Consider the following 12,002-nt stretch of genomic DNA (forward strand, 5'->3'; position numbering starts at 1 on the left):
AGACCTGGTCCGCCCCCGCGCCACAGGTCCGGCGGGGAAAGAAGGCCGACCGGCCTAGCCAGGGAACTCCGGGATGCTCCCGCGTCGGTCCCGGGTCCCGTTCGCGGAGTCGGCCGCGGGGGCGCCGGGCACGAGGCTCGGCGGCGCCCGGTCGAGTAAGACGACGGCGTGCGGCTCGGCGTGCCGAGGCCCGCCGTTGTCGACGGCGCGGTGCCGGCCGAGGGCGCTCGCCGGAAGACCGTCGGGGTTCTGCTGCGCGGGCACCAGCACGACGGGCGCTTCCCCGACACCGGCGTCCCGGTGCGGCGCCGATACGGCCACCGCACCGCCGACGGCGGCACCCGGCCCGTACACGGCGACATCCGGCCCGTACACGACGGAAGCCGGGCCAGTAGCCCGCTCGCCGTCACTCCCGCCGTCACCGTCCACGGCCGGGCCCGGCCTCGCGGCCCCCGCCCGCCCCGGCTCCTGCGGCGTCACAGCGACGGGCGGCGTCTCCACCGGCGACGTGATCCACCCGGGCAGTTCCGGCAACTCCGAAAGCCCTGGCATCCCGGGCGGCGACGGCACCCCGCTCACCGGCGGAAGCTGCGACGGCACCCCGGCCAATCCCTCGGTGACCGACTCCACGAGATCCCCCACCGGCACGACGACACGCTCGGTGACAGGCCGCAGCACCGGATCGGTGACCGGCTGCACGACATGTTCGACGACCGGCCCAGCAACCTGGTCGGTGGCCGGCCGTGCGACCCGTTCGGCGATCGGCTCGACCACGTCCCGCGCGACCGGCTCGACGGCATGTCCGTCGAGCGGCGGCACCGCGTGGCCGACCGTACCGGTGACTTCGGTGACTTCGGTGACAGCAGCGGTGACGGCATACGGGAGGGGCGGCGAAGTCGGCACTTGGTCCGCCGCGTTCGCCCGCGCCCCGCAGAGAACGCCCAGCACGAAGAGCCCGCCCGCCAACAGCGCCACCCGCACCAGACGGCGCCCGGTGGCAGCCCCGCGCACCACACGCAGGACGGCACCGGCACCGGGAAGCGCGGCTGCTGAAGTCAAGACGGGGAGAACCCTCCCGTGCGGCGGAACGGCGGAGTATGGGTCGAAGATGCGCGAAATGCGAACACCCGTGTGAAGGCTGTGAAGCGGTGCCGATCCTCGCACGGGACTCCCGCCGTCGCGCAAGCCCCCTGTTACCGACGCGTGGTCATGTCCTCTTTTCAACCCCCCTTGTCCGGTTACCGACTCCCGCGACGGTCGCGGTCACCATCACCTGCGCCCCGGCCGAGCCACCCAACCGGCACGGCCGAGAACGGCACACCAGGGCACGGCCGAACGCTCCGCCCCTGCCCTTCCCTTCTCTGCCCTTCCCTTCACGAACTGTCGGGTATCGGCAACGGCCGCTTCTCGATCGCCGCCGCCATCACCTCCGGGAACAGGTCGGGCGTGCAGGCGAACGCCGGTGCGCCGAGCGTCGCGAGGGCCGCCGCGTGCTCGCGGTCATACGCCGGCGTCCCTTCGTCGGAGAGCGCGAGCAGCGTCACGAACTGCACCCCCGACGCCTTCATCGCCGCCACCCGCTTCAGCATCTCGTCCCGTATCCCGCCCTCGTAGAGGTCGCTGATCAGCACGACCACGGTGTCCGCGGGCCGGGTGATCTGCGACTGGCAGTACGCGAGGGCCCTGTTGATGTCGGTGCCGCCGCCGAGCTGGGTGCCGAAGAGCACGTCGACCGGGTCGTCGAGCTGGTCGGTGAGGTCGACGACCGCCGTGTCGAAGACGACGAGCCGGGTGCTGATGGACCGCATGGACGCCAGCACGGCCCCGAATACGGACGCGTAGACGACGGACGCCGCCATCGACCCCGACTGGTCGATGCAGAGGACGACCTCCTTCTTCACCGACTGCGAGGCCCGCCCGTACCCGATGAGCCGCTCGGGCACGACCGTCCGGTACTCCGGCAGGTAGTTCTTGAGGTTGGCCGCGATCGTGCGGTTCCAGTCGATGTCGTGGTGGCGCGGACGGTTGATGCGGGCGCTGCGGTCGAGGGCGCCGGTGAGGGTGGCCCGGGTGCGGGTCGCGAGCCGCTTCTCCAGATCCTCGACGACCTTCCGTACGACGGCTCGCGCGGTCTCCTTCGTCGTCTCCGGCATGGCCTTGTTGAGCGAGAGGAGGGTGCCGACGAGGTGGACGTCCGCCTCCACCGCCTCCAGCATCTCCGGCTCCAGCAGCAGCGCGGACAGTCCGAGCCGGTCGATGGCGTCCCGCTGCATGACCTGGACGACGGAGGACGGGAAGTACGTCCGGATGTCCCCCAGCCACCGCGCGACGGACGGCGCCGACGCACCGAGCCCCGCCGAACGGTCCTGCCCCGCCCGCGCCTTGTCCCCCTTCCCGTACAGCGCGCTCAACGCCTGGTCCATCGCCGCGTCCCGCCCGTCGAGCGCACACCCGGTACCGTCCGCCGAGTCCCCGCCGAGCACGAGCCGCCAGCGCCGCAACCGCTCGTCGGCGACGCGCCCGCCCGCGTCCACCTCTGCCTCTGCCTCTGTCGTCGTCATCCACGCACCCCCGCACGAGGCCGGGCCCAGAGAGGCATCACCGTCACGGACGCCGGGCTGTCGCCCGTCCGTGACCCGTGTCCATGGCCGTGCCCGTGCCCGTCCCTGGCCGCCACCGCTTCGGCGACCCGTCTCGGCTTGCGCAGTCCGTCGGTCGTCATCCCGCCACCCCCACAAGGTCGTTGTCGTCGGCAGCCGGCCGACCGTCGCCGTCCAGGCCCAGCAGCAGCCGCACCACCGGCAGCACCGCGTCCGCGCGGTCGGTGTCGAGGTCGTCGGCGAAGCCGGGTATGCCGACCCGGCCTGCCGCCGTGCTTCCCCGTCGCCCGGGCCCGCGCCGCAGCTGCTCGCCGAGTGTCCGGCGCACCCCCGGCTCGTACGCCGAGAACGTCCGCCGCAGCAACGGCAGTACGTCCGTGAACGCGTCCCCGGGCACGCCCGTGAGCCAGGCGTCCACCAGGCCGAGGAGTCGCTCGTCGTGCACGAGCAGCATTCCGCCGCCGGAACCGCCGCCGACGAACCCCTCGATCCACGCCGCCGCGTCCGCCGGTGCCGTCCCCGGCGACAGCACGAGCCCCATGAGCCGTGCCGCCTCGTCCTGCGCCAGTTCCCCGTCGTCCAGCAGCAGTCGTACGGCTCGCCCCCGGATCACACCCGGCACGGTGTCCCGCCCGGAGAGGACGTGGAGCACCGAGTGCCAACGGCCCCGTATCCCGGTCCGGCTTTCGCCACTCCGTGCCGTGTGTTCCCCCGGGGCCGTATCGCCTAGCAGGCCCACCGCCCCGTGTACGGCGTCCACATGGCGGCGCATCTCCTGTGCCGCCTCCGCGTCGAGCGCGGCGCACGCGGGCGGCAGTCCGACGAAGACCCGTTCGGCGAGGCCGGCGGCGACCTCGGCCAGTGCCCGGGTGTCGGTGGCGCGGACGTCGCCGTAGCGGAGGGAGCGGACCAGCGCCGGGAGTGCCTGGGCGAGGTGGCCGACGTCCGCGTCGAGAGCGGCGCGGTCGGCGAGCACGCGCATCACCACGGGCAGGGCGTCGGGGAGTTCGGCGAGGAGGCAGTGCTCGGCGAGGCCGGTGATGTCGGCGAGCGACCCGGCCGTGACGGCGTCCGCCTCGGCCCTGGCGGTCGCCGCGGAGAGCACGGTGGTCCCCCAGACCCCGGCCTCGGCGACCCGTACCGACAGCTCCGGCTCCCAGCGCAGCCGCCAGGTCTCGCGGAACGTGCCCGTGCTGCCGCGCGAGGTCGTCGGCTCGCCCCACTCGACGCCGAGCAGTCGCAGACGGTGCAGCAGACGGCTGCGCTCCGCGTCGTTCTCCTTCCGCAGGTCGAGCTCCAGCTCACGCTGCAGCGCCTCCGGTTTGAGCCGCAGCCGCCGCTGGAGCCGCGTGAGGTCCCGCTGCAACGGCACCGCCGGCGCCGACTCGGGCACCTCTCCCAGGACGTCGCCGACCACCAGCCGGTCCTGCACCAGCGACAGCGGTACGTCCGATCCGTCGCACATCACCGCGCGTACGGCGTCGGTGGTCTCCGTGAGCCCCGGCAGCGGGCGCCCGCGCATCGCGGCGAGCGTCTCGGCCAGCCGTACCGCCTCGATGACATGCGCGGGGGAGACGATCCGGTCCTCCTCGCGCAGCAGCCCCGCCACCTTGGTCAGCCAGCGCTCCACGGGACGGTCGGGCGCGCCGAACAGATGCCCGTACCAGCCCGGCGAGTCGATCCCCGCCCCGTAACCGCTGCCCCGGGCCAGTCTCCGGTTCGTCCACGGCACCCAGGTCATGTCGGTCTTGACCTTGGGCAGCCCCTTCAGCAACGACCGGTCGGCGGCCACGGTCCGCCTCTCCCTCAGCGCGGGCACGTGCCAGGCCCCGCACACGACGGCCACGCGGTCGTCCCCGAACTCCTTCTGCGCGGCCCGCACCTGCAACCGCATGTACGCCTCGCGCACCGGATCCCGGTCGCGCCCCCCGGCCCCGTACACCTCCCGCAGCGCCCCCATGGCCTCCTCCAGCACGGCGAACGGCGCGAAGACGTCCCCGCCCGTCCCCCGGTGCTCGACCACGTCCTCCCACCACCGTTCGGCGTCGTCATACCCGGCGGCTTCGGCGAGCGCGGCGAGCGGATCACCCCGAAGAGCCTCCTCCGCCACCCCCTCGGCCAGGACCGCCTCCTCACCCGGTGTCGTCTCCTCGGTCACCTCGTGCTGCTGCGAGGTCGGACCGCCCGGCTCGGCGGCGGCTTCCTCCCTCCCCCAGACCAGCGTGTGCGTGGCGGGCAGGTCGATGAAGCGGGCCGGTACGCCGTGGGACAGGGCCCAGCGGATGGCCACCCACTCCGGGGAGAACTCGGCGAAGGGCCAGAAGGAGGAACGGCCGGGCTCGTCGACGGCGTGGGCGAGAAGGGCGACCGGGGGCCGCATGTTCTCGTCGGCGGCGAGCGGGATGAGCGCGTCCGCCTCCGGCGGCCCCTCGATCAGCACGGTGCGGGGCCGGGCCGCGTCCAGCGCGGCCCGCACGGCCCGCGCCGACCCCGGCCCGTGATGCCGCACACCGAGCAGCAACGGCCCACCACCGGGCACCCGCACCCCGCCGGCAACGTGCGCCGTGGCATGCACCTCCGCACCACAGCTCGCTTCCGCAGCACCGATCGCATCCGCCCCGCCGTACATCTCCGCTCCGGAGGGCGCCCTCCCGCTCACGCACTCACCTCGCGGCAGGCGCGGTAGAAGTCCGTCCAACCGTCGCGCTCGCGGACGACCGCCTCCAGGTACTCCTGCCAGATGACGCGGTCGGCGGCCGGGTCGCGGACGACGGCGCCGAGGATGCCGGCTGCGACGTCGGATGCGCGCAGGACGCCGTCGCCGAAGTGGGCGGCGAGGGCGAGCCCGCCCGTGACGACGGAGATCGCCTCGGCGGTGGACAGTGTGCCGCTGGGCGACTTCAGCTTCGTACGGCCGTCCGTCGTGACGCCGTCGCGCAGCTCGCGGAAGACCGTGACGACGCGGCGAATCTCGTCGACGCCGTCGGGCACGGCCGGCAGGTCGAGGGAGCGGCCGATCTGGTCGACGCGGCGCGAGACGATGTCGACCTCGGCGTCGGCGCTCTCCGGCAGCGGCAGCACCACGGTGTTGAAACGGCGGCGCAGGGCACTCGACAGATCGTTCACACCGCGGTCGCGGTCGTTGGCCGTGGCGATGAGGTTGAAGCCACGGACGGCCTGCACCTCCTGCCCCAACTCCGGTATCGGCAGCGTCTTCTCGGACAGGATCGTGATCAGCGTGTCCTGGACGTCGGCCGGGATCCGGGTCAGCTCCTCGACGCGGGCCGTCATGCCCTCCGCCATGGCCCGCATGACGGGACTGGGCACGAGGGCGTCGCGGCTCGGGCCGTGGGCGAGCAGCTGCGCGTAGTTCCAGCCGTAGCGGATCGCCTCCTCCGGGGTGCCCGCCGTGCCCTGCACGAGCAGCGTGGAGTCGCCGCTGACTGCCGCCGCCAGGTGCTCGGACACCCAGGTCTTGGCGGTGCCGGGCACGCCGAGCAGGAGCAGGGCGCGGTCGGTGGCGAGAGTGGTGACGGCGACCTCGACGATGCGGCGCGGCCCGACGTACTTCGGTGTGATCACGGTGCCGTCCGGGAGTGTCCCGCCGAGCAGATACGTGGCGACGGCCCACGGCGAGAGCTTCCAGCGGGCCGGCCGGGGCCGGTCGTCCTGGGCGGCCAGCAGGGCCAGTTCATCGGCGAAGGCGTGCTCGGCATGCGCCCGAAGCACCTCTCCGCCCGTACGCGTGTTCGCGGGCGCGGACTGGTTGTGGCTCGGGTCGACAGTGGTCGTTCCAACGGACGCAGGCATGGCTGAGTCCCCCTCCAGCTCGGCCGGTTCGGATCTGGTGACCACACTGCACCACGCCACTGACAATCCAGTCTGACCTGCGGAAATTGGATCGCGCAAGCCAATTGTCAGTGGTGGGATCTACCTTCAGAACATGACTCAGCAGGGGGTGCGCTGGACGGCTGAGCAGGTGCTGGCATTGGCACCTGACGCAGCGTCGCGCAAAGCCGGAAGCAAACTCGCCGCGGCCGGGCCGTGGTCGGGTGCTGGCAGTTCGGACGAGGGGACGGTGTGGGGACTGTGCAAAGGAAGTGGCAGCAAGCCGTATCAGACGATCATCGACGTGGCGGACTCCACCGGGCCCGCGTACAAGTGCGGTTGTCCGAGCAGGAAGTTCCCGTGCAAGCACGCGCTGGGGCTGCTCCTGCTCTGGGCGGGCGACGACGCCGCGGTGCCGACCGGACAGGCTCCGGACTGGGCGCAGCAGTGGCTGTCAGGCCGCCGCACGCGCGCAGCGGAGAGGACGACGAGGACGGACGCGGCATCTGGGGCCACGTCCGCTGACCCCGAGGCGGCGCGTCGCCGGGCGGAGCGGCGCGCCGACCGGATCACCGCGGGCGCGGCAGAGCTCGAACAGCGCCTGACCGACCTGTTCCGCGGCGGCCTGGCCGCCGCGGAACAGGCGGGGTACGGGCTGTGGGAGGAGACGGCGGCCCGCATGGTCGACGCCCAGGCCCCCGGACTGGCGGCGCGGGTAAGGGAATTGGGCGCGATACCGGGCTCGGGCCCCGGCTGGCCGGTCCGCCTCCTGGAGGAGTGCGCGCTTCTCCATCTCCTCGACCAGGGCTGGCTGCGCCGCGATCACCTCCCGGACGGCCTCGCGGCCACGGTTCGTTCCCGGATCGGCCTGCCCGGCTCCCCGGACAGCCCACCGGTCCGCGACCGCTGGCTCACCCTCGCCCAGTACGACACGTCCGACGCCCATCTCACCACCCGCCGCATCTGGCTGCACGGCACCGAGTCGGGCCGTACGGCGCTGCTCCTCTCCTACGGGGCCGCAGGCCGCGCGCCCGAGCTGTCGCTGCCGGTCGGGCTGGCTTTCGAAGCCAAGGTGTCGGCCCACCCGGGCGCGGGTCAGCTACGCGCGGCTCTGGGCGAGCGCTTCACCGCGCCCGAGCCCACCGCCGTACGACCGCCGGGGATCACTCCGTCCGAAGCGGCGGCCCGTTACGGCGCGGCCCTCCAGGACGACCCCTGGCTGGACTCCGTCCCGGTCACCCTCACCCGTGTCGTCCCCTGCCCGGACGGCGACTCCTGGCAACTGGCCGACGCCGACGGCGACCTCGCGCTCCCCCTCACCCCGTCCGCGCGCTCCCGCCCCGGCCTGTGGCGTCTCATGGCCCTCTCCGGCGGCACACCCGTCACGGTCTTCGGCGAGTGCGGCCACCGGGGCTTCACACCGCTGACGGCGTGGGCTGATGAGCCACAGGGTGTGCGGGGACCGGCCGGGCAGGCGGTGACGCTGTGGTGAGGAGAGACGGCGGCCGGCGAGGCGGCTCCTGGAGCGGCGGTTCGTCACCCGCGATCGTCCCTGAACGGAAGGAACCCCGCGTGACCAGTACTTCAGGCACTTCATCCGCTACGGCGGCCACGTCGGGCCTCTCCTGGGAGGAGCTGGTCACGACCGCGTTGCTCGGGACGGATCGTCGTACGCCGGCCGGTCCGGTGCCGGGCCGGGAGGCGCCCGTGACGTTGCTGGACGCGGCGGCCGCGGAGACCGTACGGCGCAGGGCGGGGATTCGGCCGGTGCGGGCGGTGGCGCGGCCGGAGCCGGTGGCGCCGGACCGGCGTGCGATGCTGCCGCCCGCCGCGAGGCGGAGACTGACGACGTTGCTGGCCGACCGGCCCGGCACCGGTGGAGGGCGCCGGGGCACAGCGCCCGATCTGATGGAACTGCTGCCCCAGTGGCTGGCGTTGGCCAACGCACACGGTTACGCGGCGCCCCCGGAGGTCCTGCCCGCACTGCTGGACGCGGCGCGTGGCCGTACCGATCTGCGTCCCGCCGTCCTGGCCTTCGCGGGCGCCCGTGCGCTGTGGCTGGCCCGGCTGAACACGGACTGGCGTTTCGCGCTGCGTGCCGCGCCCGGCGGTGGCGCGGCCCTGCCCGGTCCGGACGATCCCGAGCGGGTCCAGCGGCTCTGGCGGGAGGGCCTGTTCGCGGAGCGTGTCGCACTGCTCACGGCGATACGGGCCCGGGATGCCGCCTCGGCACGCGAGTTGCTGTCAGCCACGTGGTCGACGGAGCGGGCCGAGGACCGGCTCATGTTCCTCGACACGCTCCGCACGGGGCTGGAGGCGGCGGACGAACCCTTCCTGGAGGCGGCGTTGGCCGATCGCAGCCGGAATGTGCGGGCCACGGCGGCGGAGTTGCTGTCCGCCCTGCCCAACTCGGCGCTCGCGGGGCGGATGGCGAAGCGGGCGACCGCGTGTGTGGCCGTCGACCGCCCCGGCGGCACGTCGACGGCTGCCGGAACACCCACGCTCGTGGTCGAGGCCCCGCCCGAGTGCGACCCCGGCATGGAGCGCGACGGTGTGCTGCCCAAGGCCCCGGCCGGGCGGGGCGAACGGTCGTGGTGGCTGGGCCAGTTGGTGGAGGCGGCGCCGCTCGGGGCGTGGTCGCGGCGGTTCGGGGGGCGTACGCCGCAGGAGATCGTGGCGCTGCCGGTCGCGGACGACTGGCAGGGTGAGCTGCACGGGGCGTGGTGTCGGGCGGCCGTGCGGCAGCGGGATCCCGAGTGGTCACGGGCGTTGCTGGGGGCACCCTCCATACCGGAGGCCGGCGGGCCGGGGGCCGTGTCGCTGGCCGAGCGGGCGAAGCTGCTGGCGACGTTGGGTGGCGGGGACCGGGCCGAGTGGGTGGCGGGGTTCATCGCCACGCACGGACTCTCGGAGGCGTTTCAGCTGCTCGGGGTGTGCGCGGTGCCGTGGGCTCCGCCGCTGGGGCGGGCCGTGGTGGACGCGCTCAACATCGCTCGGGACGCGGGGAGTTATCCATGGAGTTTCAGTGGGGTGATGGGGCTGGCCGAGCGGTGTCTGGACCCTGCGGAGGCGGTGCGGCTCCAGCCGCTCACGGCGACGCCGGAGGACATGGAGGACTCGGCGCCGGGGGCCGGGGGGTACTGGGCCGAGGCGTTTCAGCGGCTCGCAACGACCTTGCGGCTGCGGGCGGCTATGCGCGGCGAGCTGGAACCGCCGGGGGCGGCGCCACCGGAGGCCGCGTGAGACTCGGGGGGTTGGGGGTTCGGCGGCGAGTGCGGGTGCGTCGTGATCGCTCGCGCAGCTCCCCACGCGCCCGCAGCCGAACAACCCACCGAACCGCCCCCGAACACCCGGCGGGGTCCAGGGGCCGGGGTCGGGGGGCGGGGTCGGGGGGCGGCTGTCCCAGAACCCCGGCGCCAGGGAACCGGCCTACGCCCCCGCCGACTGCCGGACGTTCGCCCGCACCCACTCCACGATCGACGTCGTCGTCGCCCCCGGCGTGAAGATCGCGGCGACTCCCTTGTCCTTGAGGGGCGCGATGTCCGCCTCGGGGATGATGCCGCCGCCGAAGACGAGGATGTCCTCGGCGTCGCGCTCCTTGAGGAGTTCGATGACGGCGGCGAAGAGCGTGTTGTGGGCGCCGGAGAGGATCGAGAGGCCGATCGCGTCGGCGTCCTCCTGGATCGCGGTGCCGACGATCTGCTCGGGAGTCTGGTGGAGGCCGGTGTAGATGACCTCCATACCGGCATCGCGCAGCGCCCGCGCGATCACCTTGGCCCCGCGATCGTGGCCGTCGAGTCCCGGCTTGGCCACCACCACGCGGATCGGACCGGCTGCCACACCCATCACTGCCTCCATGAAACGACTACACCAACCCGTAACAGAACACAGCCACACATGTCGCGCGAATCGCGCAAACCACGCACATCACGGCTTCAGGCCCATAGAACACCTACCCACACCGCGCGCCGGGAAAGTGAACGACCGTTATCTCCAGCATCCCGTAACCGGCAGTTTCGCGGTGGAGAGCGAGGGGGAAATCACACGGTGGGACACGTTCGCCGCGCACTGCTCCCGGATTCCGCGGCTCACGCGTCGCGGGGACCGAGGTGATCACGGAGGTGATCGCGGCATCCGGACTGTTTCCGGGTCGCCTGCCACAGGCCCTCGCGGTGTGCGCGCCACGGGGTAGCGTGCGCAAGGAGAGTCGTCGGAAGGACGCCGCACCGACCCACCGCCGAGGGAGACCGCGGCGACGGGACGGATCGGCACCGCGGACGGCAGAGGGCAGGGCAGCGGGGAGTCAGGAGTGCCGAACCCCCGTCGCGCGATCGGCGCCTCACGCGTCGTACACGCATCGCACGTCACGCACGCCACGCGCATCGCGTCACGTCGCATCGCACCCGCCGTCCGCCGTCGCATCCGCGGCTCGCCACTAGGGCACACGGGGGACAGAGGCGTCCACCCGTCTGCCGACGGGAGGTCGGGCATGAAGGTCACCAGGGCGGTCACGCCCCTTCTTCCGCTCTGTGAGCGGCTCCTGCCCACCAGCCTGGCAGGCCTTTCCGTGGCCCTACTCAAGGCGACGGCGCTGGAGTTGGCGATCCTCGCCGGGCATCTGCTGCTCTATCCGTCCGGAATGACCCAGGAGCGCCGGATCACCCCCCCGCTCCCCCCGGCCGACGCCCCCAGGCTCCCCACCGAGCAGAAGCCCCCGGTCGTCCTGCTGCACGGCTTCATCGACAACCGCTCGGTCTTCGTCCTGCTGCGCCGCTTTCTGGCGCAGCACGGCGGTCAGCACATCGAGTCGCTCAACTACTCGCCCCTCACCTGTGACATCCGCGCCGCCGCCGAGCTCCTCGGACGGCACATCGAGGACATCTGCGAGCGCACGGGCCAGGAGCAGGTGGACGTCGTCGGCCACAGCCTCGGCGGACTGATAGCGCGGTACTACGTGCAGCGGCTCGGCGGTGACCAGCGTGTCCGTACGCTCGTCACGCTCGGCACCCCGCACGGCGGCACCCGGGCCGTGCCACTGGCGGACGCGCACCCGATCGTCCGCCAGATGCGGCCGGGTTCGAAGGTGCTGGAGGAACTGCGGGAGCCGGCACCGGGCTGCCGCACGCACTTCGTGGCGTTCTGGAGCGACCTCGACCACGTGATGGATCCGCCGGAGACCGCCTGCGTCGACCACCCGGACCTGATGGCACAGAACATCCGGGTCACAGGTATCGGCCACCTCGCCCTGCCCGTGCACCCCGCCGTCGCCACCGGAATACGCGAGGCCCTCGACACCCCGCGGACAGGGGCACGCGCCGCCGCCCGCCCCGGCGGCCTGACCGTGGCGTGAGCCCGCGACCGCCGACGACAGCCCAGTGACGCTCGCCACAGGGGGCGAAACCAGGACGTAAGGCGGTAAACGCGGCGCACACCCATGCGCCCCCGTCACGCACCCGGCTCGCGACACCCTCCCGACGGCGACAACGCGCCCCACCCCCGGCATGCCATCACCCCGCGAAAACGACTCACCCCTGCCGGCGCGGGCGTCCCACAACCCCCACACAGCGGCCCACT

Annotated in this window: 8 protein-coding genes; 3 read left to right on the forward strand and 5 right to left on the reverse strand. The window is 73.2% G+C overall.

Annotated elements, in window-relative coordinates; all coding sequences use genetic code 11:
* Positions 1–54: 54 nt before the first annotated feature.
* From OG622_RS19245 to OG622_RS19260, 4 genes are all read right to left on the reverse strand, one after another.
* Positions 55–1,059, reverse strand: a complete 1,005-nt coding sequence (locus OG622_RS19245; protein ID WP_371577556.1) for a hypothetical protein — start codon at positions 1,057–1,059, stop codon at positions 55–57.
* A 314-nt stretch (positions 1,060–1,373) separates the two neighbouring features.
* The gene (locus tag OG622_RS19250) at positions 1,374–2,561 is read right to left on the reverse strand and encodes a VWA domain-containing protein (RefSeq protein ID WP_371577558.1); all 1,188 of its coding nucleotides are present in this window, start codon (positions 2,559–2,561) and stop codon (positions 1,374–1,376) included.
* A gap of 157 nt (positions 2,562–2,718) precedes the next feature.
* Positions 2,719–5,229, reverse strand: coding sequence for a DUF5682 family protein (locus OG622_RS19255; RefSeq protein WP_371584144.1), 2,511 nt, complete (start codon positions 5,227–5,229; stop codon positions 2,719–2,721).
* Between the two features lie 26 nt (positions 5,230–5,255).
* Complete coding sequence (locus tag OG622_RS19260; protein ID WP_371577559.1) at positions 5,256–6,410, reverse strand: AAA family ATPase; 1,155 nt, start codon at positions 6,408–6,410, stop codon at positions 5,256–5,258.
* A gap of 133 nt (positions 6,411–6,543) precedes the next feature.
* On the opposite strand from OG622_RS19260, the gene OG622_RS19265 reads away from it, so the two are divergent.
* The gene (locus tag OG622_RS19265; RefSeq protein ID WP_371577560.1) at positions 6,544–7,920 is read left to right on the forward strand and encodes an SWIM zinc finger family protein; all 1,377 of its coding nucleotides are present in this window, start codon (positions 6,544–6,546) and stop codon (positions 7,918–7,920) included.
* A gap of 80 nt (positions 7,921–8,000) precedes the next feature.
* Positions 8,001–9,671: a DUF5691 domain-containing protein gene (locus OG622_RS19270; RefSeq protein ID WP_371577562.1), complete on the forward strand. Its 1,671-nt coding sequence runs from the start codon at positions 8,001–8,003 to the stop codon at positions 9,669–9,671.
* Between the two features lie 186 nt (positions 9,672–9,857).
* Here the strand turns inward: OG622_RS19270 and OG622_RS19275 are convergent, their stop codons facing one another.
* On the reverse strand, positions 9,858–10,274 hold the full coding sequence (locus OG622_RS19275) for a cobalamin B12-binding domain-containing protein (RefSeq protein WP_371577564.1): 417 nt from the start codon (positions 10,272–10,274) through the stop codon (positions 9,858–9,860).
* 643 nt (positions 10,275–10,917) lie between these two features.
* Here OG622_RS19275 and OG622_RS19280 point away from each other — a divergent pair.
* The gene (locus OG622_RS19280; RefSeq protein ID WP_371577565.1) at positions 10,918–11,778 is read left to right on the forward strand and encodes a lipase family alpha/beta hydrolase; all 861 of its coding nucleotides are present in this window, start codon (positions 10,918–10,920) and stop codon (positions 11,776–11,778) included.
* Positions 11,779–12,002 lie beyond the last annotated feature (224 nt).

The organism is Streptomyces sp. NBC_01314 (genome assembly GCF_041435215.1).
GTDB lineage: Bacteria > Actinomycetota > Actinomycetes > Streptomycetales > Streptomycetaceae > Streptomyces.